The organism is Alteromonas sp. G4i35, assembly GCF_054960375.1.
Genome location: NZ_JBHNZD010000003.1, coordinates 74,158 through 98,240, shown reverse-complemented (window position 1 = coordinate 98,240; position 24,083 = coordinate 74,158). Strand labels below are relative to the sequence as shown.

The window sequence follows — 24,083 nt, the reverse complement described above, 5'->3', positions numbered from 1 at the left end:
ATTTTTAATTTACCAGTAAAAAACCAGCATAATTGTAACAATTCATCCTTAAAAACGAATAAAGCAGCCTTTTGGCTGCTTTATCCTTTACCTGTTTAGTTAGCTAATGCGTTCGTTCGCAGCACTTCTAACCATATGAAATTATTCAACTCATTGCGCGCTTATACTTTGCAACCATCCCATTTATATACTCGTCATGTGTCGGCAACTTAGCAATGGGCTCTTTTTTGATTTCCAACAACCTTGTTAACATTTGATTTAACTGAACTTCAGGCACACTGTTTACCAAACCGTGATAATCCTTAGGAGTAATCCCCTGACCGTACAAGACCTGTAGCCATGAGCTTTCAAGGAATAGATCATTTTGTTCTCGTAGCAGATTTCCGCTTTCTTTAAACAACGCAATTTTATGTGCTAGGGAATCGGGCAAAGTAATATTTCGCATGTCATTGAAAAAGGCACTATCGGTTCGCTCATTTACGGTGTAATGCAAAACAAGAAAATCTCTGATTTGTTCGAACTCTAATTCAGACTGCTTGTTATATTCCGTTTCCAAGCTCGGTGCAAAGCCGTTGTGGGGAAACAACTGAATTAAGCGAACAATTGCGGATTGAATGAGGTGAATACTGGTAGATTCAAGTGGCTCTAAGAATCCACTTGATAGACCTACTGCTACTACGTTTTTATACCACTGCTTACGTCGTCTGCCCGTCGTAAACTTTATCAGTTTAGGGTCACCCAATGGTTTGGTATCTAAGTTTGACAACAAGGTGTCACAGGCCTGATCATCACTGATATAGCGTGAACTATATACGTGGCCATTACCATTTCTGTGTTGCAGTGGGATCCTCCATTGCCAACCCGCATCGTGGGCAATAGAGCGCGTGTAAGGCGCGGTTTTTTCATGTCGCTCAGACGGTACAGCAATGGCACTATCACAAGGAAGTAAGTGAGACCAATCGTCGTAACCAGCGCCCAGCGCTTCCTCTATCAATAGCCCCTTAAAGCCCGTGCAATCAACAAATAAGTCCCCTTCAACCACGTCCCCACTTTCTAAGTGAAGTGCTTGAATAAAACCGCTGTCGGTAAAACGTTGAACACGTGAAATTTTACCTTCTTTGCGTACAACCCCCATATTTTCACTCAGCTTTCGTAAATACTGAGCGTATAAACTGGCGTCAAAATGATAAGCGAAAGGTAGCTCAACGACTGGGTCTTTGGCATTTATCTGCGCAAATCGTCCCGCTTCAGCGGCATGGTAATTTAGGTCAAAATCCCACAGGTCGTCTTTTAGGCCTTGCTGGCGCGCCTTTACCCAGTAGTGATGAAAATGACAAAACGCCATGCTTTTGCCCGGCGCACCAAAGGTGTGATAGTAGCTTTCACCCTTCGTTTTCCAATTTTCGAACCGTATAGCAAGTTTTATCGTTGCTTTAGTATCATGAAGAAACTGTGCTTCGTCGATACCTAACACTTGGTTTACTAGGCGTATTGGCGGGATGGTAGCTTCGCCAACACCGACCGTACCAATCGCTTCAGATTCAACCAGAGTAATATCAACTGCTTTACCCAACACCTTTTTCATTAATGATGCAGCTAACCAACCTGCCGTTCCACCGCCGGCAATCACTACACGCTTTATCGGTTTATTATGAGGATCTTGCATAAACTTCTCGCAATTCGTACCAAAAATTTTGAAGGGTTCCTTTCATACAAAAAGAAAAGCCACCATTTGCTCTCTCTTTTAGCACAAGCTAAAACAAAAAGCAGCAGGTGGCTTTACACACACGAAGAAATTAGAACTTGTAGTTAAATCCTAGCAAGTAGTTAGTTCCATAAGTTTGGAACTGCGTGATTTGACGGCCGTCAGCCGCTGACGCTTGAATATCATCTTCATCGGTCAGGTTCTGTGCTTGTAAAGTAACACGCAGGCCTTCTAGATATTCGATACCAGACTCGCTAAAGTCATAGCCAATTTGCGCATCAACAAGCGTACCGCCTTGCTTCGTTGCATCAACTAACGCCAAACTAACACCACGTTCTTCAGTTAGGTACTGATCGCGTTTTGTTGCCGCAAGACGGAATTCGAAACCAGCATTCTCATAGAAGAAAGTCATACTGTAAGACTCTTCTGATAGTCCAGGAATACGTGTTTCAGTTTGCCCCGGAGCCGCGTCAACTTCACCATCCATAAAGGTGGCACTTGCGAACAAGCCGAAGCCTTCAAGTGAATCGTGGATCATGTCAAATGGAAGTGAACCTTGTAATTCGTAACCTCGAACAAAACCTTCGAACCCATCTAGTACACTGCTTACTTGACCTGTGAACAATACAGGAGTTTGACCTTCAGAGCCCTGATGTAGCTCAGGAATATAAAACTCTGTGAAATCAGCCACAATTGACGTGCTGCGGTGCCAATTTTTAATGTCTTTATAGAAGAACGACACAGCTACATAACCTGTATCTGCAAAGTAGTTCTCATAAGCTAAGTCAAACTGGTTAGCTTCAAGCGGACGCAATTCAGGGTTACCAGCACTACCACCCCATGGACCATTTTCAATTTCAGTGCTAGTAATTTGGTTATCGTTGAACGAGAACGTAACCTGAGTATTTGGACGCATGTCATCCATACGCGGACGAGAAATAACTTTGCTCAAGCCCAAGCGCACAAACTGGCCCTCAGCCACTTCTGCTGAAAGGTTAAGTGTTGGAAGAACATCTGTGTAGTCTGCGCCACCTGTTACAGGGCTAGCAATGGTGTAGCCTTCGCGGTCAGAGGTTGCAGAGAAACCTGTTGATTCTTGATCTGCACTTACTACTTGAAGGCCTACGTTACCGCGCACCCAAATATCGCCAACTTCCATTTCCAAGTCTAGTTTGGTGTAAAGGGTTAGTAGCTCTTCATCAACGGTATAAGTATCACCTAAGCGATCATTTTGAACGCGGCTTGCATCGCTTTCAATGTAATAACCACTTTCGAAAAGACCTAGCGAGTCGTACGCTAACACGCCGTCAATTCCAATAAAGTTAAGGTTCGTTACGCCTAGCACTTCAGGAATAGCAGCATTTCCAGGATATGAAGGCGCTGTTAGGTAAGCACCGTTATTGTCTTTAGATTTAGAGCGGTCAGAATATACAACACCAGCAGATAGGCCAGTAACCACACCCCAATCTACATAGCCTTTAACGTCGAAACGAAGGGTATCAAGCTCTTCTTCGAAAAGCGGCTGGTTTACGAAACCATCCTGTGCGTCAGACTCAAGTAACGGACGTGCGCCCCATGCTTGCGGACCTGCAAGGCTAATAAGTGTTGGGTCGGTAAGGTCAACTGGTGCAATAGTTGGGTGGTCAGAGAACATTACTCCAGAAGATGTCATTTCCCAGCTACGTGCAGTAATTGGACGGCCTTCAGTACCAGCACGACCTACACCTGAGTAGCTTTCTACATCGATAATTTCTTTTTCAACTTTACCGGTAGAGTAATCTAGTTCTAGTGTCCAAGAGTCGTTGATTTGGTATTCAGCATTAATGCCTACTGTGGTTAGGTCTGCTTCTTGACGACGCGCATCGTTACGAACAACGCTATAGAAACCATCAGAGTAACCACTAGTTACCAGACCGTTTTCAACACCAGTGATTGTGTAAGCGCTTGTACCCCACTCTGCACCGCCTTCTTCAAGACCACGGCGTACATCGTCTTCAACGAAATCGATATAAAGCGCATCAAGTTGAATATTGAGCTTATCGGTAGGTGCCCACTGGACTACAGCGGCAATTGAGTCACGTTCTAGCATTGCTGAACGCTGGAATGAATCGTGACCGCCCAATACAACAGTACCATCAGGAACGTCTACAGTGTCTTGACCATCATAACGACGAGGGTTCCAAAGAGGATTTCCGTTATCGTCAAACGTGTTTTCTGGTGTAGTGTTTACTGTGGCGTAACCCCAACCGCGGAAGTGTTGCTCCTGACGTGGAGACTCCATGCTCGCAACAGTTAGCGCTAAACCAATCGTATCGTCGGCAAATTGATCGACAAAGTTTAAAGAAATGCGATGACCGTCGTTGTCAAAATCTGGGTTTGGAGAGTCTTCAGCATTTTTCTCGAACGTGCCGTTTACGGTAAACGTGCTTTCTGCCGTTAGAGGCTTAACCGTTTGAAGGTCAATTGAACCACCGATATTTTGGGTAGTCATGCCCGCTTCTGGTGTTTTGTATACCAGAATGTTTGAAATGATTTCCGTTGGATAAAGGTCAAACTCAACCCCACGGTTATCACCCATACCTAGAAGCTCACGACCGTTCAGTGACGTACCAACGTAGTTCTCGTTAAAACCACGAACAGAGATACCACTTGTACGACCGTTACGACGTTCACCAGTTACACCAGGAAGACGTGCGATTGATTCTGCAATACTGGTATCTGGTAACTTACCAATATCTTCTGCTGATAACGCTTCAACAATTGAGGTGTTATCCATTTTGATTGCTTGAGCACGCTGTAAGCTGCCGCGAATACCGCTAACTTGAATTACTTCAAGATTTGCTTCATCAACAGCATCAGTGTTTGCATCTTGTGCAAATGCTGGTGCACTACCAAACGCCATACCGCCTGAAATAAGCGCAGCTTTAATTAGGTTGGGTTTAAATTGTTTCATAAAACGGGTGTCCCATACGGTTATAGTTGTTGTCTTTTTGTTGTTCTTATGACAATTAAATGACAATACATCTCGTCGGGATAATGCTATAGAGGACCTAGGGTTTGCACAATTGCCTGCATACGTATTCAATAAAATTTGTGCAACACGCCGTTAACAAAGGATATGCAGGCCTTTATGTAATTTAACAACACAATATGGATTATACGGGGCTTTTACGGCAGATAGTTGTAATTTTGTTACATGCATTTCTGCAGAGTTGTTAATAAGCGCGCACAAAAAAGCCCGCTTAAAGCGGGCTTTTATCACAAAATTGTTAAGCGTTAGCTTACCAACCTGTAGTCTCGCGAAGCGCCTTGCCGATTTCAGCAAGTGAACGTACAGTTTTAACGCCAGCGTCTTCTAGTGCTTTGAATTTCTCATCAGCAGTACCTTTACCGCCTGCGATGATTGCACCAGCGTGACCCATACGCTTACCTGGAGGAGCAGTAACACCAGCAATGTAAGAAACAACAGGCTTGGTTACATTAGCTTTAATGAACGCTGCGGCTTCTTCTTCAGCTGTACCACCGATCTCACCGATCATTACGATAGCTTCAGTTTGTGGATCGTCTTGGAACATCTGAAGGATGTCGATGAAGTTTGAACCAGGAATTGGGTCGCCACCGATACCAACACAAGTAGACTGGCCAAAACCTTCGTCAGTGGTTTGCTTAACCGCTTCGTACGTAAGTGTACCAGAGCGAGAAACAATACCTACTTTACCAGGCTTGTGGATGTGACCAGGCATGATACCAATTTTACACTCTCCAGGAGTGATTACACCTGGGCAGTTTGGACCGATCATGCGAACGCCTTTCGCTTCTACGTATTCTTTAACGTAAAGCATATCTAGCGTTGGGATACCTTCAGTGATACATACGATTAGCTCGATACCCGCATCTGCAGCTTCAACAATTGAATCTTTACAGAAAGGTGCTGGTACATAGATAACTGTTGCAGTTGCGCCAGTTGCTTCTACCGCTTCACGTACAGTATTGAATACTGGAAGACCTAGGTGCTCAGTGCCGCCTTTACCTGGTGTTACACCACCAACCATTTGCGTACCGTAAGCAATTGCTTGCTCAGAGTGGAAAGTACCCTGACCGCCAGTGAAACCCTGACAAATTACTTTAGTATCTTTATTAATTAATACAGACATTATTTGCCCTCCGCTGCAGCAACAACTTTCTGCGCTGCATCAGTTAGCGATTCAGCAGCAATGATATCTAGACCAGAGTTCGCTAGAACTTCACGGCCAAGCTCTGCATTGGTACCTTCAAGACGTACAACTACAGGTACTTCTACGCCAACTTCTTTAACCGCACCAATGATACCTTCTGCAATCATGTCACAGCGAACGATACCACCGAAGATGTTAACCAATACCGCTTTAACATTGTCATCAGAAAGGATGATTTTGAATGCTTCAGCTACACGCTCTTTAGTTGCGCCGCCACCAACGTCTAGGAAGTTAGCTGGCTTGCCACCGTGTAGGTTTACGATGTCCATAGTACCCATTGCTAGGCCTGCACCGTTAACCATACAACCTACATTACCGTCTAGCGCAACATAGTTAAGTTCCCACTGAGCAGCATGAGCTTCACGCGCATCTTCTTGTGAAGGATCTTGCATATCTTTCAGCTTAGGCTGACGATATAGCGCGTTACCATCGATACCTACTTTCGCGTCTAGGCAGTGTAGGTTACCGTCAGTTTTGATAACTAGCGGGTTGATTTCGATAAGCGCAACGTCAAGCTCTTCAAACATCTTAGCTAGGCCAAGGAAGATTTGAGTGAATTGCTTGATTTGTACGCCAGAAAGACCTAGAGCAAACGCCATTTCGCGCGCTTGATAAGGCTGAGGACCTACAATTGGGTCGATTTCAGCTTTAAGGATTTTCTCTGGAGTTTCTTCTGCAACAGTTTCAATCTCAACGCCACCTTCAGTAGATGCCATGAATACAACGCGACGGGTTGTACGGTCAACTACTGCACCAAGGTAAAGCTCGTTAGCGATATCTGTGCAAGATTCAACTAGGATTTTGCTCACAGGCTGACCGTTTTCGTCAGTCTGGAAAGTCACCAAATTTTTGCCAAGCCAGTTTTCAGCGAAAGCGCGAATGTCGTCTTTGTTTTTAACTAGCTTTACACCGCCAGCTTTACCGCGACCGCCCGCGTGTACCTGACACTTAACTACCCACTCGTTTCCGCCAATTCGGTCAGCGGCTTCTACAGCACCTTGAGCAGTGTCTGCTGCGTATCCTTCAGAAACAGGCAAACCGTATTCTTTGAATAGCTGCTTACCTTGGTATTCATGCAAATTCATGGTGTTTCTATCCGATTTTTAGTAAGACAAAAGCCGCAAATGCGACTTGATTAGTTTGACTGATATTATAGGGCAAATATCAGCGTTGCGTTAGGCGCAAAGCAAGCATACACAAGCTAAACGCCTAACCACAATTCCGTGAGACGAAAGTCTTATACGTCTAGAAGTAGACGTGTTGGATCTTCTAGCATCTCTTTAACGGTTACCAAGAAACCTACTGATTCTTTACCATCGATAATACGGTGGTCATAAGAAAGCGCTAGGTACATCATTGGTAGAATTTCTACTTTGCCATTAACAGCCATTGGACGATCTTGGATTTTATGCATACCCAAAATAGCGCTCTGTGGCGGGTTAATGATTGGTGTAGACATTAGTGAACCAAACACACCACCGTTGGTGATTGTGAAATTACCACCTTGTAGTTCAGCCAATGACAGCTTACCGTCACGGCCTTTAAGTGCTAGTTCCTTAATTCCTTTTTCAACACCTGCCATGCCTAGTGTGTCAGTATCTTTAAGTACTGGTGTTACAAGGCCACGTGGTGTAGAAACAGCAATCGATACATCGAAGTAGTTGTGATAAACAATGTCATCACCGTCGATAGACGCGTTAACTTCAGGGAAACGCTTAAGGGCTTCGGTTACCGCTTTCACGTAGAAAGACATGAAACCAAGGCGAATACCGTGACGCTTCTCAAAGCTGTCTTGATACTGCTTACGAAGGTCCATGATTGGCTTCATGTTTACTTCGTTAAACGTTGTTAGCATTGCTGTAGAGTTCTTCGCTTCAAGAAGACGGTTAGCAATTGTCTTGCGAAGACGCGTCATAGGAACACGCTTCTCGGTACGATTACCCGTTGGTAAGTCAGCTGAAACAGATTCAGACGCAGCAGGCGCTGCCTTCGCTGAGCTGTCGCCGCCTTTAAGGTATTTCTCTACGTCTTCTTTAGTGATACGGCCATTTTTGCCAGTGCCTTTCACTTTAGCTGCGTCAACACCTTTTTCTGCAAGTAAACGACGAACAGAAGGACTAAGCGCATCGCTGCTCTCGTCACTGTCATCGCTTTCGCTTGACGCTGCTGGAGCAGAAGCGCCGCTTGCTGCACCTTCTACAAATTTAGCAATCACTTCTTCAGCTGTTACGGTGGCGCCCTCTTCTGCGATAATTTCAGCAAGAGAACCGTCTGCAGGAGCAACAACTTCTAGTACTACTTTATCAGTTTCGATATCAACCAAATTTTGGTCGCGAGAAACTGCTTCACCTACAGCTACGTGCCACGTTGCGATTGTGGCGTCAGCTACAGATTCAGGAAGTACTGGTACTTTAACATCAGATGTTTTTCCAGAAGCCGCTGGAGCCGCATCTGATTTAGAATCGTCTTTCGCTTTGCTTTCAGTTTTAGCTTCAGCTGGTGCAGCAGCACCACCCTTTTCTAGTTTAGCAATAACTTGCTCGCCTAAAACAGTTGCACCCTCTTCGTTTAGGATCTCACCAATTGTACCGTCCGCTGGCGCCACAACTTCTAAAACCACTTTATCAGTTTCAATATCAACCAGGTTCTGGTCTCGTTTAACTGCGTCACCGGCCTTTACGTGCCAGGTTGCAATGGTGGCATCGGCAACTGACTCAGGTAGAACCGGAACTTTTATCTCAATTGTCATTACTGTTCCTTATTTAATTGTGAGTGCGTTTTCAACCAGGGCTTTCTGTTGCTGGTTGTGAACGGATACATAACCTACTGCAGGTGACGAGGATGCATCACGGCCTGCATATGTTAATTTTGCACCATCTGGAATTGCTTGCCAGAAATGGTGTTGGCTACAGTACCAAGCGCCTTGGTTTTGAGGCTCTTCTTGACACCAAACCCAATCTTTTACATGGCTGTATTGTGCCACAACTTTAGCGCATTCTTCTTGTGGGAATGGATAAAGTTGCTCTAAACGGATGATTGCAACGTCTGTTTGCTCATTTTTACGGCGCTGGTCTAACAAATCATAGTAAACCTTGCCCGAACACATAACGACACGCTTCACATTCTTCGGATCGATATCATCAATTTCACCGATTACGTTGTGGAATTTACCTTCTGCTAGTTCTTCAAGTGAAGATACCGCAAGAGGATGACGTAATAGTGACTTAGGCGACATTACGATAAGTGGCTTACGCATAGGGCGCACCACTTGGCGACGAAGCATGTTGTAAACCTGTGCAGGTGTAGAAGGCACACACACTTGCCAGTTGTGGTCAGCACACATTTGAAGGAAACGTTCAAGGCGTGCAGAGCTGTGCTCTGGTCCCTGACCTTCATAACCATGTGGCAGTAGAACGGTCAGACCACACAAACGGCCCCACTTCGCTTCACCCGAGCTCAAGAACTGATCAAATACAACCTGAGCGCCGTTAGCGAAGTCACCAAACTGGGCTTCCCAAATAGTCAGACACGTAGGCTCCGCTGTCGCATAACCATACTCAAATGCCATAACCGCTTCTTCTGAAAGCACAGAGTCGTAAATTTCGATCTCGCCCTGTCCTTCACGAACATGCTGTAGTGGCATATATGTCGACGCATCTTTTTGATTGTGCAATACCGCGTGACGGTGGAAGAAAGTACCACGGCCTGAATCCTGACCGGTAATACGAATATCTTCGCCGGCATCAACGATAGTTGCATAGGCCAAGTTTTCAGCCATGCCCCAATCAAGCATTTTCTCGCCAGCAACCATCGCTTTACGGTCTTGGTAAAGCTTGTTTACGCGAGACTGAAGCTTGTGCTCTTCAGGAATAGTAGTGATTGACTCACCTAGCTCTTTGAGCTTCTCAACTGAAAGCGAACCATCGTAAGGCGTATCCCAGTCGTGACCAAGATATGGAGACCAGTCAACGCTGTGCTCTGTCATTGGACGCCACTCTTCAACAACGCACGCGCCGTGGTCGAGCGCTTCACGATATTCTTCAAGATAGCGGTCTGCATCACGTTGCTCAATCACACCTTCAGCTATTAACTGGTCAGCATAAAGAACACGTGGGACCGGGTGCTTCTTGATTTTTTGGTACATCAACGGCTGCGTGGCGTTTGGCTCATCCGCTTCGTTGTGACCATGGCGACGGTAACAAACTAGGTCAATTACTACGTCTTTCTTAAACTTATTGCGGTATTCAAGCGCAAGCTGCGTAACAAAGGCAACCGCTTCTGGATCGTCTGAGTTCACATGGAAAATCGGTGCCTGCACCATCTTCGCGATGTCAGTACAATATTGCGTTGAACGGGTATCTTCAGTCTTCGATGTGGTGAAACCAACTTGGTTATTTACCACAATACGAACCGTACCGCCTACCGCAAAGCCGCGAGTTTGCGACATATTGAAGGTTTCTTGTACTACACCCTGACCAGCAATTGCCGAGTCACCGTGAATAGTGATAGGAAGTACTGTATTCGTGTCATCATTGCGGCGCGCAAGACGTGCACGTACAGAACCCATAACTACAGGGTTTACAATCTCAAGGTGAGACGGGTTAAACGCTAGTGCTAAGTGAACATTGCCACCAGGTGTTGCGAAGTCAGACGAGAAACCTGCGTGGTATTTCACGTCACCCGCGCCTAGTGAGTCGTCGTGCTTACCTGAAAATTCATCAAACAGCACCGATGGGTTTTTACCCAATACGTTAACTAGCACGTTCAAACGACCACGGTGAGCCATGCCGATAACCACTTCTTTGGTACCTGCAGTGCCAGCCTTGGTGATTAAACCTTTCAGCATAGGAATAAGTGCATCGCCGCCTTCTAGAGAGAAACGCTTTGCCCCTGGGAATTTAGAACCCAAGTACTTTTCCATTCCGTCAGCCGCAGTAAGACCTTTAAGAATTCCTAGCTTTTCGTCGCGAGAAATTTCAGGCTTTGCTTGAACAGATTCAATTTTTTGTTGCAACCAGCGTTTCTGTTCAGTATCGGTAATATGCATGTACTCTGCACCGATAGAGCCACAGTATGTGCGGTTTAACGATTTAAACAGTTCACCCAATGGCATTGAATCTTTGCCAATGGCATACGAACCTACATTGAATACTGAATCGAAATCTTGCTCAGAAAGGCTGTGGTGAGAAAGTTCTAAATCGCGTACACGCTCTTGTTTCCATAGACCTAGCGGGTCAAGGTTTGCGTGCTGATGACCGCGGAAGCGGAACGCATTGATTAACTGAAGAACTTTAACTTGCCTGTCGTCTGAAACATTTGCAGAAGGCACAGACGGACTAGACATGCGGGCGGTTGGCCCTAACGCAGCAAGTTGCCTAAATTGATTTTTAATTGTTGTATGATTGGTTTCTAACTCTACGCCATCGACTTTGGGGAGGTTATCGAAGATTTGTCGCCAATTTTCAGAGACACTTTGCGGGTCTTCTAAATAAGTTTCATACAACTCTTCAACATAGGCAGCGTTGGCACCTGCCATGTGCGAGGAATCCCACCACGCTTTCATCACGCTTTCTTGCATTTAATTTGCCTTGCTACGTTTTATAAAATCTAGTTAACAATCAAGATGTATTATAAGGTTATTCTCAGCATAACCAAGTGTTATAACAGCGAATATATAAAAAAATAGCCATCCTTTTGGGATGGCTATTTAGAGCATCACTATCTGTAACTTTAAGAAGTTATCAGAATATAGTACTAAACAGCCCGTTGTAAAAGCATAGACTTAATTTGGCCTATCGCTTTCGTAGGGTTTAAGCCCTTAGGACATACACTTACACAGTTCATGATACCGTGACAGCGGAATACGCTGAACGCATCATCAAGGTCGTTAAGACGCTCTTCAGTTGCCGTATCACGGCTATCGATAAGGAAACGATACGCGTGAAGTAGACCAGCAGGACCGATGAACTTATCAGGGTTCCACCAGAAAGATGGGCATGACGTTGAACAACATGCACATAGAATACACTCGTAAAGACCGTCAAGTTTCGCACGCTCTTCAGGTGACTGTAAGTGTTCGCGCGCTGGCGGCTGCTTACTGTCGTTGATTAAGAACGGCTTAATCTTTTCGTACTGTGTGTAGAACTGCGTCATATCAACAACAAGGTCACGTACAACAGGTAGACCTGGAAGTGGACGTACTACTATTTTACCTTTGCCCAGTGCAGATAAAGGAGTGATACACGCAAGGCCATTTTTGCCGTTCATGTTCACGCCGTCTGAACCACACACACCTTCACGGCAAGAGCGACGGAAAGAAAGCGTCGGATCTTGCTCTTTAAGTGCAAGTAGCGCGTCTAGCACCATCATGTCCTGACCTTCCTCTACTTCTAGAGTGTAGTCTTGCATGCGAGGCTTCGCATCTACTTCTGGGTTGTAACGATAAATCGAAAAAGTTAATTGCATGATCGTTGCCTCTCTTAATATGAACGCACTTTAGGCGGGAATGCTTCCCTAAGCTTAGGCGCCATATTCACTTCACGTTTAAGCATTTTATCAGTGTTCGGATCGTAGATGCTGTGGCATAACCAGTTATCGTCATCACGGTCCGGGAAGTCGAAGCGGCTGTGAGCACCACGGCTTTCCGTTCTGAAGTTCGCTGCTACTGCTGTGCTGTACGCGGTTTCCATTAGGTTATCAAGCTCTAAACATTCAATACGCTGGGTATTGAAGTCTGCGCTCTTGTCGTCAAGGCGTGCATGCTTAAGACGCTCGCGAATTTCGCTAAGCTCTTTAAGACCTTCCGCCATTGCTTCACCTTCACGGAATACTGAGAAGTTAAGCTGCATGCATTTCTGCAAGTCTTTCTTAATTTGTACTGGGTCTTCGCCCTTACCTTTCTCTGAATTTTCCCAACGGTTGAAACGCGTCATAGAGGCTTCAAGATCAGACTCTGATGCGTCGCGTGTTGGTGCCATTTCAGACAATGTCTTACCAAGGTGTAAACCGGTCGCGCGACCGAATACAACAAGGTCAAGAAGTGAGTTACCGCCAAGACGGTTCGCACCGTGTACAGATACACAGGCTATCTCACCACAAGCAAATAGACCGTTAACAACCTTGTCGTTACCGTTTTCATCAACCGTTAGACATTGGCCATCAACATTTGTAGGAATACCACCCATCATATAGTGACAAGTAGGAATTACTGGAATTGGCTCTTTCACTGGGTCAACGTGTGCAAACGTACGTGAAAGTTCAAGGATACCAGGTAGACGAGACTCAAGAACGTCTTTACCAAGGTGGTCAAGCTTAAGCTTAATGTGAGTACCCCATGGGCCTTCACAACCACGACCTTCACGAATTTCAGTCATCATTGAACGCGCAACAACGTCACGACCAGCAAGGTCTTTCGCGTTAGGCGCATAACGTTCCATGAAACGTTCGCCGTCTTTGTTTAGAAGGTAACCACCTTCACCACGACAACCTTCTGTTACCAATGTTCCTGCGCCAGCGATACCCGTTGGGTGGAACTGCCACATTTCCATATCTTGAACTGCAACGCCTGCACGAAGTGCCATACCAACACCGTCACCGGTATTGATGTGTGCATTTGTAGTAGATGCGTAGATACGACCCGCACCACCTGTTGCAAGTACAACTGCGCGAGACTTGAAGTAAACTACTTCACCAGATTCGATATCAATCGCGGTACAACCAACAACGTCTCCGTCTTGGTTCTTAACTAGGTCAAGTGCATACCACTCAGAGAAAACTTTTGTTTTGTTCTTTACGTTTTGCTGGTAAAGAAGGTGTAGAAGCGCGTGACCAGTACGGTCAGCTGCAGCTGCTGTACGAGCGCCCTGCTCGCCACCAAAGTTCTTAGACTGACCGCCAAAAGGACGCTGGTAGATTTTACCGTTTTCGAAACGAGAAAATGGTAGACCCATATTTTCCATTTCGATAATTGCTTCCGGACCAGTTTTACACATGTATTCGATAGCGTCTTGGTCACCGATATAATCAGAACCCTTAACGGTGTCATACATGTGCCATTCCCAATTGTCTTCGTGTGAATTACCAAGTGCTACAGTAATACCACCTTGAGCAGACACAGTATGAGAACGGGTTGGAAATACTTTTGATAACAGTGCACATGATTTACCAGACTGCGAAATCTGTAGTGCTGCGCGCATACCTGCACCGCCAGCACCAATTACTACTGCATCAAACTCGTGAACGGGTAAACTCATTTTACACTCCCCACAATACGAATAGGCCAACAGCTACATAGCCGAATGCGATGATATTTAAGATATATTGTAGTCCTGCGCGCAGACCTGCTGATTTAACATAGTCTGTAAGCACCTGCCAAAGGCCGATGCGCACGTGGATCATCACTGCTACTAGTGCTGCCAATGTGAAAACTTTCATAGCCAGGCCAGAGAACAACCCTCGCCATTCGATAAACGTTAGGTTATCGGTGGTAATAAAGAACCACGCCATGAAAACCGAGTACGCGAAAATAATTGCTGCTGTAGCGCGAAGTGAAACGTAGTCTTGTACGCCGTCACGCTTAATGCTTGCTTGGTTGGTTACCATAATGCAACTCCCAATACTACGGTCAGTACAACCCAAAGTGCGATTACAGCTTTTGCACTTGTGTTACCCGACTCTAATTCTTCCCAGTGACCTAAATCCATAACAACGTGTCTTAGGCCGCCTAGAATGTGATATGTCAGCGCTGAAGCTGTGCCAATTGCGACAAATTTTCCAAAGAAACCGTCCATGATTGCTTGTACGTCCGCGAAACCTTCAGCCGAATGAACAGAAACTGCCCATGCCCAGATAACAAAAAGTAGCGCGAAGAACATTGCAACACCGGTTACACGGTGGAGAATTGACGAAATAGCAGAGGGCGGAAATTTAATAGTATTGAGTTCTAAATTTACTGGTCTTTGCTTTTTCACAATGTATGCCTGTTTAATCCGTAGGGGATAATGAATTTCTTACCTTTATTATGTCCTGAGTAAGTGAATTCGATTTTTAACCTGTTAATTGCCTCATCCATTGAGTTGTTAACAATTTGTGAATTATTCTTTAATGCCTGTAACAGAATAATTATTCCATTTCCAAAGCACCGCTGAGTATATCCAGCGTAGTATATAATTACAATTTTTTGTGCCGTAGTAAGACTTTAGTCGCTATATACACTTTTATGATAATTATTTTGAATAAAAAGAGATCAAAATTGAGCGCAACACGTTTAAACGAGCGCAATTACAGTGTTAAGAAGTTTACCAGCAGCTAAATGGAATAACTATGCATAACAACGAGAAATTAAGCACTTTTAATCTGTATGCGTATTTATTCCTCATCAAAAGGTTACTTTTTAAACTAACCTGTTAATATATTTATCGTTCGGTGGTTTACCTTTATCGAAAAGCCATTGATAATTGCACCGTATCGGGCAAAGTGAAATCCCAACGAGTTAATTAATCGTTATCTGATTGCTAGTATTTTTTTAAGCAATTCGGAATATTTATTGTGCAAATATGCAATTAAATTGACTTGTTGGTGCATAATAAAGTACAAATACGCCCACTTTTCCCAACGAAGCGGATATTTTCGTCCGTTTTCGCTGCAAACAGAACCATTCTGAGGAGAGCATTTTATGGCAGATCAGAAAGCCATTCTTAAAGCCGGCGGTAAGGAAATCGAGCTTCCTATCTTGTCTGGCACCGAAGGACAAGATGTAATCGATGTCCGTACGTTAGGCCAGCACGGTTATTTCACGTACGACCCAGGTTTTATGGCGACAGGATCTTGCGAGTCTTCAATTACCTACATTGATGGCGCTCAAGGTGTATTATTACACCGCGGTTTCCCTATCGAAGAACTAGCGCGTGACGCAGACTACTTAGAAGTTTGTCACATGCTTCTTCACGGTGATGCACCAACAAAAGAACAGTACGAAGAATTTAAAGAGACAATTACTCGTCACACCATGGTACATGAACAAATTAACATGTTCTTCCACGGTTTCCGCAACGACGCCCACCCTATGGCAATGCTATGTGGTACCGTTGGCGCGATGTCTTCGTTCTACCACAGCGATTTAGACGTTTCTAATGAAGAACAGCGCATTCGCAGCGCACACCGTCTAATTGCTAAAATGCCTACTCTTGTTGCTATGTGCTACAAGTACAATGTAGGTCAGCCGTTTGTTTATCCACGAAACGACTTAAGCTATGCAGCTAACTTCCTGAACATGATGTTCTCTGTACCAGCAGAAGAATATCAAATCAGCCCAGCTGTTGAGCGTGCGATGGACCGTATCTTTACGCTTCACGCAGACCACGAACAGAATGCTTCAACGTCTACCGTTCGTCTTGCCGGTTCTTCTGGTGCGAACCCATATGCATGTATTTCTGCTGGTGTTGCTTCACTTTGGGGTCCTGCTCATGGTGGTGCAAACGAAGCATGTCTGAACATGCTAGAAGAAATTGGCACAGTTGATCGTATTCCTGAGTTTATTGCACGCGCTAAAGACAAGAATGACCCATTCCGTCTTATGGGCTTCGGTCACCGTGTTTATAAGAACCACGATCCACGTGCAACGGTAATGCGTGAAAGCTGTCACGAAGTACTAAGCGAACTTAATGTTAAAGATCCACTACTAGAAGTAGCAATGGAGCTTGAAAAGATTGCATTGAGTGACCCGTACTTTGCAGAGAAGAAACTGTTCCCGAACGTAGACTTCTATTCTGGTATCGTACTTAAAGCGATTGGTATTCCAACTAACATGTTTACGTGTATTTTTGCCCTGTCTCGTACAGTAGGTTGGATTTCACACTGGCATGAAATGATGAGCGACCCTAAACAAAAAATTGGTCGTCCTCGTCAGCTTTACACTGGTCATAACCAGCGTAAGTACACGCCAATTAAGTAGTAAATTAGTAAATACTGAGCTAAGTATTACGCTTAATAGTAAAAATAGCGCCTTTAAGGCGCTATTTTTGTTTATACAAGATTACTTCAAGGAACAACAATGCCCTATTCAGCGGTTTTTCTAGGTATTGCCGGTCTCATTCCTTTTGTGGCTATGCCACTGGCTTATCAGCTTAACCTGTTATCGCTTACACAAAGCGCCGTTTACTTTGTCCAATACTCAGCCGTGCTATTGTCTTTCTTTGGTGGTATCCATTGGTGGGACGCAATAAGTAATCAACGTTACGACAAGCAAATGTTAGTCGCTATGTTGCCGACCATAATTGGGTGGTTGTGTTTAGTGTTCTCTCACGACGTGAAGGTGTTTGGCGTTTTATCGCTAAGCTACGTCGCCGTACTTATTTACGACAAGTTTATCCTTAGTCTTCCTAAAGAGCAGATTGTAAGTTACATAAGCTTGCGGATGGGATTAACAAGTGTCGTTGTTATCTGTCACGCCTGGATGATTTACTTGCTCGTATAACGTTACTACTAACAGCTTAGCGTTAAAGGCATGACATTAGTTAATTGCAAAAAAGTAATAGAGGCAAAAGCCTGCGGTGATTAAGCGAGTGTCTAACTCAAACCGTAAAGTTACGCATAACCAGCTTAAGCGATTGATAAATAGAACTTTAACAAGTTCAAATCTCGAAAACAAAAAAGGCGATAATATCACTATATTATCGCCTTCGTTTTTTACTTATCTAGGGCCTGTTGACCTAGCGTTATTAACGAAAAGTACCGTGGTTATTCAGCGCGAATGAGCGAAAGTAGCTCTTCGGTTTTTTGTTCCATCAACGCTATGTCGCCTTTACTTTCAACGTTTAAACGAATAACTGGCTCAGTATTCGATTTACGTAAATTAAAGCGCCATGTGCCAAACTCCAGACCCAAACCATCAGTAGTATCGATTACGCTGGCTAGTGGCTGATATTTACTTGTAACGCGTTCCAGCGCTGCGTCAGCATCTTTTAGTTTACTGTTAATTTCACCAGAAGATGGAAACGCTTCAATTCGCGCTTTTACCATACTCGCTAGTGTTTGCTTTTTCACACACACCAATTCGGCAATTAACAACCAAGGGATCATGCCTGAATCACAGTAGGCAAAATCTCTAAAGTAATGGTGCGCACTCATTTCACCGCCATAGACCGCATCTTCTTTGCGCATACGCTCCTTAATGAACGCATGGCCGGTTTTCGACTTAATGGGTGTACCACCTGCATTCGCTACGATATCTTCTGTATTCCAGTATACGCGAGGGTCATAAATGATTTTACTGTCGGTGTTTTTCTCGATAAAGGCTTCAGCAAGCAAGCCAACGATATAATATCCTTCAATAAATTCACCATCAGCGTCAAACAAGAAGCAACGGTCGAAATCACCATCCCATGCAATGCCAAAATCAGCTCCCGACGCTTTAACAGCGTCAGCCGTATCAGCACGGTTTTCAGGTAACAATGGATTGGGGATGCCGTTTGGAAATGTACCATCAGCATTGTGATGTACTTTAACAAACTCTATCGGAACACCCTGCACTTTCATTTCTTTTTCAATAGCGTCTAGCGCGGGGCCTGCGGCACCATTACCTGCATTAACCACCACTTTTAACGGCGTAAAATTACTTAAATTCACATAAGACAGCATGTGAGATACATAGTCAGACATACACGATTTAACCGCATATTTATCGGTCTCAGAAAGCTTGTCTTCTTTTACATGGGCCGTACCGTTAAAAAACGCATCAGCATCAATCAACGCACCCTCAGTGTAGTGTGCTAATCGCTCTGACACGAAGCTATCTTCTAGTGCTTCCGCTTTCTCTTTTATCGCGTTTAGGCCTGTGTCGCCACTAATTGGAACAGAGCCTGACTTCACCAGTTTCATACCGTTGTAATTAATGGGGTTATGACTTGCTGTTACTTCAATGCCACCGTCAACGCCAAGGTGTTTGGTAGCGAAATAAATTTCTTCTGTTCCTGCCATGCCAATATCGGTCACTGTTGCACCAGCATCGATTAGACCCGCGCTTAACGCTAATTTTAATGGTGTTGACGTAAGACGCACATCACTACCAACAACAACAGTTTTCGCATTTAATTCTTGCGCAAAAGCATAGCCAATTCGATACGCTACATCTTCAGTCAGTTGTGAGTTCAATTCGCCACGAATATCGTACGCTTTAAAGCAGGTAATTGGGGTTGCCATTTGGATCGAAATTCCCTGTGTTTTAACTATTTATGATTACATTATCGCTTTTTACAACAAAAAAGCGCATACGCCCCTTTGTTATCGTCGTAAAAGAGATTAGACATACTGATATTAAATCACTAGAGGGAGTGAATTACTAATTCAATTTGAACAGCACAACGTTTTGCTAACGCTGTTTTCAACCGATGAGTTTAAAGCGCGAGTTCGAAGTAGATACTGTTATGGAAAGCGCCTTGATGACGATACTTTCGGCGAAAGCACAGCTTTGGACTAAAACCATTCTTGATAAGAACTTTTTCAGAAGCGGCGTTATTATCCATGACTTCAGCAGTGAGCAATTTTATGCCCATGCTTTTGGCCTCCTCAATTAAAAATGAGACGCAGCGAGAAGCAATGCCTTTTCCACAATCCTTCTCTGCAACTCGATAGCCGATTTCCGCCTTGTCGCCTGCTCTATTTTTGATGTTAGCACGCGCTACAATCTGGTTATTTCGTTGCTCATCAACAAGCACAAAACCCCAAGCTCTTTTCTGCTGTTGTAAGTAAAGCAATTCGCTAATGTGGTAGCCAACGCCATCCAATGAATAAAACGCTGCCTCTCTTGGTGCTATAGACAATTCAAAATAGGCTTTGTTACTACGCTCAAATTCTAAAAGTGATAGCACATGTTTTTCGGCGACGCTTTCAAAATGCATTGGCAGTGCAGCTCCTTGCTGAACCTAATGAAGAGGTATTGACTAAAAGCCCAGTCTACTACCAGTCCGCATAGATAATTACCCATCGTCGAATCAAATCAGGCAAACCTTGTATCTACTTTGCTAATGAACCGCTTTGGTAATCGTTAAATGCCTGAACAATTTCCTGCTGAGTGTTCATTACAAAAGGCCCATATTGGACAACAGGCTCTTTAATAGGTTTACCTGAGACCACTATAAACTTACAACCTGTATCAGCGGATACAGATAGCTGCTTGCCACTTTGTGACAAAACACCCAGCTCTCCCTGCGACACAATTGTTTCTTTGCTAAGTTCGCCGCTATTAATGACCACGCTTCCCTCGTACACATAAATAAAGGCAGCTTCATCCGAACCCAGTGCAATTCCGAACTCCCGCTTCGTAGTGCAACGTCTAAAAAAGTAGGAGCAACCGCCGTTGTCTTCACAGGCCCTTTCACACCGTCAATTTCACCTGCTAACACTTTGATTACTGCATCTTGAATGTGTACTGTAGGCACACTATCTGGCTGTATGTCTTGATAGTTCGGCGCTGACATTTTCTCTACGGCCGGAAGATTCACCCACAGCTGAAAGCCTTGTAACAAGCCCTCCTCCTGCTCTGGCATTTCTTCATGTATTATGCCTCGACCCGCATTCATCCATTGAATGCCACCAGCATCAATAACCCCCTCATTGCCTACAGAGTCTTTATGGCGCATTTTTCCTGCAAGCATGTAAGTAACTGTCTGAAAACCACGGTGAGGATGTGGTGGAAAACCAGCAATGTATTCACCTGGATTATCTGAACCAAAAAAATCCAACATTAAAAAGGGATCGAGGCGAGGTAGATCAGGTTGTCCGATAATACGAGTAAGCGACACCCCCGCGCCATCACTTGTTGGCATACCTGTAACCACTTTCTCTATCGATTTTTGTTCACTCACTTCCACTGACATAATGTGTATCTACCTTAAATCTTAGCCTTCACTATCTTTTACTTACTTCACGTTTAGCTTTTTGTATTACCGACCTTGGGTGCTTCAACGTCCCATTTTATCGCGACCGTGAGGCGACATAAGATCTTGCTCTGGCCCGACGGGGATTACCTGGGTTGGATTTATCATAGTGTGGCTGTAGTAATAGTGCCTTTTGATATGGTCGAAGTTTACCGTTTCAGCAACGCCCGGAACTTGATAAAGTTCTTTCATATAGCCGTAGATGTTTGGATAGTCTGCGATTTGCTTTTTATTGCATTTAAAGTGCCCGTGATACACAGCGTCGAAGCGTATCAGCGTGGTAAATAAGCGCCAGTCGGCTTCTGTTATTTTGCTGCCAACCAAATAACGTTGTTTACTCAACCTTTCTTCAACCCTACCTAGCGCGCAGAACAATGCAGTTACTGCCTCTTCATAGGCCTCTTGCGTTGTAGCAAATCCAGCTTTATACACGCCATTATTTATGTCGTGATACACCATATTGTTGATGGCATCAATTTCTTCACGTTGGGCGTTAGGATAATAATCGTCTTCATTATTAGTCAGTGAATTAAACCCACTGTTAAAAATACGAATAATTTCAGCTGATTCATTATTAACGATAGTTTCTGTTCGTTTATCCCAAAGGATTGGAACAGTGACACGGGTGGTTATCTCAGGTTCTGCCTTAGTATAAATTTGATGGGCATAATCAAAGTTATAAAGCTTATCCCCCGTTGAACCTGGGTAATCTTTAAACTCCCAGCCTTGATCAAGCATCTCAGGGTGTACCACCGAAACATCAATATGCGCTTCCAATCCCTTTAACTTTCTAAATATGAGCGCTCTGTGGGCCCAAGGACAAGCTAACGAGACATAAAGATGATAGCGACCAGATTCAGCGGGAAACGTGGCGTTATCTTCATTACTAACTTTGTCACGAAATTTAGATGCTTGGCGCTCAAATTTCCCACCATTTTTGCTGGTGTCGTACCACTTGTCTTGCCATTTTCCATCAACGAGTAAGCCCATATGCCTGCCCCTTTTTATTACTTCATTAAACAATGAATTCATTTAAACATGTATTGGGTAGAACGTATGTCGCTTAAAATCGGATTTATTATTCGAAAAAACTGGAGTGTATTGATCTTTAGTGTTCACTTTTGAGATGATGCGCGCCCTGCTAGCGTGTTTGCACGTTTTTGTGAAAACACACGCCTTTGAGTTAGTTTATTTTTAAGTGAAGTGAAACATGTCTGATGATCCACGTTTAGGCGGTATTGTGCGTTTGTATGGCGCACAGCAAACTAATAATTTAGCCAACAGTCATGTGGCTGTAGTCGGCATTGGCGGTGTGGGAAGTTGGACTGCAGAAGCACTAGCTCGTTCGGGCATTGGTACTATAACCCTTATTGATTTAGACGATGTTTGCGTAACTAATACAAATCGTCAAATTCACGCGCTTTCCAATACCATAGGAGAAGCAAAGGTCGACGCCATTGCATCGAGAATTCACTTGATAAATCCTGCTTGCAAAGTGAATTGTATTGAGGATTTTGTCACTCCAGACAATACGGCCACGCTTTTAACCAAAGAAATGCACGCTGTAGTCGATGCCACTGACAGTATTCGCGCTAAAGCGGCGATGATAGCTCACTGTAAACGCAACAAAATCCCCATTGTTACGGTTGGCGGTGCAGGCGGTCAAATAGACCCAACTCAAGTCACTAAAGGCGATTTAGCTAAAACAACACAAGACCCCCTAGCAGCTAAGCTACGCAATGAGCTTAGACGTAACTATAATTTTAGTAAAAACCCAAAACGCCGCTTTGGCGTTGAATGTATCTATTCAACAGAGCAATTGCGCTACCCACAACCTGACGGCTCGGTTTGTTACAACAAATCTGCAATGGAAGGTGGTACTCGACTAGACTGTGCAGGCGGCTTTGGTGCTGTGGTCACGGTAACCGCCACCTTTGGTATGTTTGCCGCTGCAAGTGTAATAAATAGATTAACTGGACAAAAATAGACTTTGGCCGATAACTTGCGCACAATAGTCAAAAATTTATAACACCTTGTCTTAACGACTTTTTAAGCGTTAGCGTGTTATAACAAAAGTATCGGTGAGAAGGAGAACAACATGTCACCTGATGAACTCAATAAATTAATGGCAGATTGCGCGAAGGACGCTGTGGTAACAGCAGCTGATGAGTTCGATATTGTACTCGACCACTCACCTGCTAGCGTAGCACTGGTGGACGACATTTTACTTAGTTTCGTAGATAAATATCACGATTTAGCGTTAGAAGATGAAGCAGTGTTCACCATCTGTAATATCTTTGGCGCTTACGTTGGAGAAATTTTAAAAGCGCAGCTAGATGGTGAATGGATTTACGATCAGTCAAATCCTAAAGCACCTGCCGTTTTTCTTCAGGTTGGTGAAAATACCTATGCCTTAGCGGGTATTTGCTATGAACGTCTGGTTAACGACAGTCAAATCAGCGTATTTGCCTACTATGAACAGGCGTTGGGGAACCACTTACGCAGCCACTAACGTTCTCACAGATTTTGCACTCAGTTTAACCTCTGTTCAATTGAGTGCATTTAATATATTTCCGATAAAGATGTTTTTGGAGAATGAGGTTCAGGGGTTAGGTGTTTCCCAATCCTCTACCATCCACTTTAAATGACGACTTTTTGAAATTGCGTACAAGGCTATACTGTAAAAAACGATTTTTACACCCGTAATAGTTTCAAACCCCCAGTGATGATGCATAGCGTAGTAAAGCTGCACACTCAACAATGCCAACACTCCCAATTGAGCCAGCGGAATAACCCATCGGCGCCATGCTAAAAAGCCTTTTTTCCATAAGCGATCTCGTTGGCTAACCAAAGATAACGCAATTAACACAGGTAAACTTGCCGCTAACCCCAACCCTAACGTTTCTTTTTGTGGGTAAAAGAACGTAAGTAGCTCACTAGTTTGAGTGCGGGAAGCCAGAGAAAAGACGAACGCGAGCCAGTCAATGCATAGAAGTATAAACACGCTGTAAAGCCAACGGGGAGGAAGAATTCGCCCTGACTCATCATAAAAAGTTAGCGGTAATTTAAGCATGCATTCACTTCTATTTTATTAATTTGAACCCTAAAGCGCATTCAACTCTGATAATGTTTACTTTCAAGAAGTGTTAAATGTGGGGGTGAGTAAGGTATTTTTAAACCTTGTTCGTGCCGCTTTTACAATGAAACCCG

General features: G+C 44.2%; 18 protein-coding genes and 1 pseudogene. 4 read left to right on the top strand and 15 right to left on the bottom strand.

Annotation, left to right across the window (positions count from 1 at the left end; genetic code table 11):
• Window positions 1–145 precede the first annotated feature (145 nt).
• From ACFI6L_RS02420 to sdhC, 10 genes are all read right to left on the bottom strand, one after another.
• Complete coding sequence (locus ACFI6L_RS02420; protein ID WP_014949452.1) at window positions 146–1,666, bottom strand: tryptophan halogenase family protein; 1,521 nt, start codon at window positions 1,664–1,666, stop codon at window positions 146–148.
• Window positions 1,667–1,796: 130 nt separating this feature from the next.
• Complete coding sequence (locus tag ACFI6L_RS02415; protein ID WP_014949451.1) at window positions 1,797–4,658, bottom strand: TonB-dependent receptor; 2,862 nt, start codon at window positions 4,656–4,658, stop codon at window positions 1,797–1,799.
• Window positions 4,659–4,986: 328 nt separating this feature from the next.
• A complete protein-coding gene (gene sucD / locus ACFI6L_RS02410; protein WP_012518366.1) occupies window positions 4,987–5,859 on the bottom strand; it encodes a succinate--CoA ligase subunit alpha in 873 nt (290 codons plus the stop codon).
• Window positions 5,859–7,025: an ADP-forming succinate--CoA ligase subunit beta gene (gene sucC / locus ACFI6L_RS02405; protein ID WP_014949450.1), complete on the bottom strand. Its 1,167-nt coding sequence runs from the start codon at window positions 7,023–7,025 to the stop codon at window positions 5,859–5,861. Before sucC ends, sucD begins: the two co-directional genes overlap by 1 nt.
• A 152-nt stretch (window positions 7,026–7,177) precedes the next feature.
• Window positions 7,178–8,689 (bottom strand): 2-oxoglutarate dehydrogenase complex dihydrolipoyllysine-residue succinyltransferase, encoded by a 1,512-nt coding sequence (odhB, locus tag ACFI6L_RS02400; protein ID WP_014949449.1) that lies wholly within the window; start codon window positions 8,687–8,689, stop codon window positions 7,178–7,180.
• A gap of 9 nt (window positions 8,690–8,698) precedes the next feature.
• Window positions 8,699–11,518, bottom strand: a complete 2,820-nt coding sequence (gene sucA, locus ACFI6L_RS02395) for a 2-oxoglutarate dehydrogenase E1 component (protein ID WP_462573359.1) — start codon at window positions 11,516–11,518, stop codon at window positions 8,699–8,701.
• 176 nt (window positions 11,519–11,694) lie between these two features.
• The gene (locus ACFI6L_RS02390; protein WP_012518362.1) at window positions 11,695–12,405 is read right to left on the bottom strand and encodes a succinate dehydrogenase iron-sulfur subunit; all 711 of its coding nucleotides are present in this window, start codon (window positions 12,403–12,405) and stop codon (window positions 11,695–11,697) included.
• 14 nt (window positions 12,406–12,419) lie between these two features.
• Window positions 12,420–14,192 (bottom strand): succinate dehydrogenase flavoprotein subunit, encoded by a 1,773-nt coding sequence (sdhA, locus tag ACFI6L_RS02385; protein WP_014949447.1) that lies wholly within the window; start codon window positions 14,190–14,192, stop codon window positions 12,420–12,422.
• 1 nt (window position 14,193) lies between these two features.
• Window positions 14,194–14,541 (bottom strand): succinate dehydrogenase, hydrophobic membrane anchor protein, encoded by a 348-nt coding sequence (gene sdhD, locus ACFI6L_RS02380; RefSeq protein ID WP_014949446.1) that lies wholly within the window; start codon window positions 14,539–14,541, stop codon window positions 14,194–14,196.
• A complete protein-coding gene (sdhC, locus tag ACFI6L_RS02375; protein ID WP_423088258.1) occupies window positions 14,535–14,909 on the bottom strand; it encodes a succinate dehydrogenase, cytochrome b556 subunit in 375 nt (124 codons plus the stop codon). Before sdhC ends, sdhD begins: the two co-directional genes overlap by 7 nt.
• Window positions 14,910–15,613: 704 nt before the next feature.
• On the opposite strand from sdhC, the gene ACFI6L_RS02370 reads away from it, so the two are divergent.
• Window positions 15,614–16,891 (top strand): citrate synthase, encoded by a 1,278-nt coding sequence (locus ACFI6L_RS02370; RefSeq protein WP_014949444.1) that lies wholly within the window; start codon window positions 15,614–15,616, stop codon window positions 16,889–16,891.
• Between the two features lie 99 nt (window positions 16,892–16,990).
• Window positions 16,991–17,413 (top strand): DUF3429 domain-containing protein, encoded by a 423-nt coding sequence (locus ACFI6L_RS02365; protein ID WP_014949443.1) that lies wholly within the window; start codon window positions 16,991–16,993, stop codon window positions 17,411–17,413.
• 263 nt (window positions 17,414–17,676) lie between these two features.
• Here ACFI6L_RS02365 and ACFI6L_RS02360 read toward each other — a convergent pair whose 3' ends face one another.
• From ACFI6L_RS02360 to ACFI6L_RS02345, 4 genes and pseudogenes are all read right to left on the bottom strand, one after another.
• The gene (locus tag ACFI6L_RS02360) at window positions 17,677–19,137 is read right to left on the bottom strand and encodes a phosphohexomutase domain-containing protein (RefSeq protein ID WP_110289625.1); all 1,461 of its coding nucleotides are present in this window, start codon (window positions 19,135–19,137) and stop codon (window positions 17,677–17,679) included.
• A 194-nt stretch (window positions 19,138–19,331) separates the two neighbouring features.
• On the bottom strand, window positions 19,332–19,835 hold the full coding sequence (locus ACFI6L_RS02355) for a GNAT family N-acetyltransferase (protein WP_014976535.1): 504 nt from the start codon (window positions 19,833–19,835) through the stop codon (window positions 19,332–19,334).
• A 115-nt stretch (window positions 19,836–19,950) separates the two neighbouring features.
• Window positions 19,951–20,813: pseudogene (locus ACFI6L_RS02350) on the bottom strand (pirin family protein).
• A gap of 84 nt (window positions 20,814–20,897) precedes the next feature.
• Complete coding sequence (locus tag ACFI6L_RS02345; protein WP_462573358.1) at window positions 20,898–21,863, bottom strand: glutathione S-transferase family protein; 966 nt, start codon at window positions 21,861–21,863, stop codon at window positions 20,898–20,900.
• A 220-nt stretch (window positions 21,864–22,083) separates the two neighbouring features.
• Here ACFI6L_RS02345 and tcdA point away from each other — a divergent pair, with 220 nt between their 5' ends.
• Complete coding sequence (tcdA, locus tag ACFI6L_RS02340) at window positions 22,084–22,860, top strand: tRNA cyclic N6-threonylcarbamoyladenosine(37) synthase TcdA (RefSeq protein WP_462573357.1); 777 nt, start codon at window positions 22,084–22,086, stop codon at window positions 22,858–22,860.
• Between the two features lie 111 nt (window positions 22,861–22,971).
• Complete coding sequence (locus tag ACFI6L_RS02335) at window positions 22,972–23,385, top strand: hypothetical protein (protein ID WP_014949436.1); 414 nt, start codon at window positions 22,972–22,974, stop codon at window positions 23,383–23,385.
• A 90-nt stretch (window positions 23,386–23,475) separates the two neighbouring features.
• Here the strand turns inward: ACFI6L_RS02335 and ACFI6L_RS02330 are convergent, their stop codons facing one another.
• The gene (locus tag ACFI6L_RS02330) at window positions 23,476–23,946 is read right to left on the bottom strand and encodes a DUF2919 family protein (protein WP_014976532.1); all 471 of its coding nucleotides are present in this window, start codon (window positions 23,944–23,946) and stop codon (window positions 23,476–23,478) included.
• Between the last annotated feature and the right edge of the window lie 137 nt (window positions 23,947–24,083).

What these genes read in the sequence shown, in the direction of transcription:
- ACFI6L_RS02360 (WP_110289625.1), bottom strand. Translation starts at nt 19,137, where the DNA reads ATGGCAACCCCAATTACCTGCTTTAAAGCGTACGATATTCGTGGCGAA.
- ACFI6L_RS02390 (WP_012518362.1), bottom strand. Translation starts at nt 12,405, where the DNA reads ATGCAATTAACTTTTTCGATTTATCGTTACAACCCAGAAGTAGATGCG.
- sucC (WP_014949450.1), bottom strand. Translation starts at nt 7,025, where the DNA reads ATGAATTTGCATGAATACCAAGGTAAGCAGCTATTCAAAGAATACGGT.
- ACFI6L_RS02420 (WP_014949452.1), bottom strand. Translation starts at nt 1,666, where the DNA reads ATGCAAGATCCTCATAATAAACCGATAAAGCGTGTAGTGATTGCCGGC.
- ACFI6L_RS02330 (WP_014976532.1), bottom strand. Translation starts at nt 23,946, where the DNA reads ATGCTTAAATTACCGCTAACTTTTTATGATGAGTCAGGGCGAATTCTT.
- odhB (WP_014949449.1), bottom strand. Translation starts at nt 8,689, where the DNA reads ATGACAATTGAGATAAAAGTTCCGGTTCTACCTGAGTCAGTTGCCGAT.
- ACFI6L_RS02370 (WP_014949444.1), top strand. Translation starts at nt 15,614, where the DNA reads ATGGCAGATCAGAAAGCCATTCTTAAAGCCGGCGGTAAGGAAATCGAG.
- tcdA (WP_462573357.1), top strand. Translation starts at nt 22,084, where the DNA reads ATGTCTGATGATCCACGTTTAGGCGGTATTGTGCGTTTGTATGGCGCA.
- ACFI6L_RS02365 (WP_014949443.1), top strand. Translation starts at nt 16,991, where the DNA reads ATGCCCTATTCAGCGGTTTTTCTAGGTATTGCCGGTCTCATTCCTTTT.
- sucA (WP_462573359.1), bottom strand. Translation starts at nt 11,518, where the DNA reads ATGCAAGAAAGCGTGATGAAAGCGTGGTGGGATTCCTCGCACATGGCA.
- ACFI6L_RS02415 (WP_014949451.1), bottom strand. Translation starts at nt 4,658, where the DNA reads ATGAAACAATTTAAACCCAACCTAATTAAAGCTGCGCTTATTTCAGGC.
- ACFI6L_RS02345 (WP_462573358.1), bottom strand. Translation starts at nt 21,863, where the DNA reads ATGGGCTTACTCGTTGATGGAAAATGGCAAGACAAGTGGTACGACACC.
- sdhD (WP_014949446.1), bottom strand. Translation starts at nt 14,541, where the DNA reads ATGGTAACCAACCAAGCAAGCATTAAGCGTGACGGCGTACAAGACTAC.
- sucD (WP_012518366.1), bottom strand. Translation starts at nt 5,859, where the DNA reads ATGTCTGTATTAATTAATAAAGATACTAAAGTAATTTGTCAGGGTTTC.
- sdhA (WP_014949447.1), bottom strand. Translation starts at nt 14,192, where the DNA reads ATGAGTTTACCCGTTCACGAGTTTGATGCAGTAGTAATTGGTGCTGGC.
- ACFI6L_RS02355 (WP_014976535.1), bottom strand. Translation starts at nt 19,835, where the DNA reads ATGCATTTTGAAAGCGTCGCCGAAAAACATGTGCTATCACTTTTAGAA.
- ACFI6L_RS02335 (WP_014949436.1), top strand. Translation starts at nt 22,972, where the DNA reads ATGTCACCTGATGAACTCAATAAATTAATGGCAGATTGCGCGAAGGAC.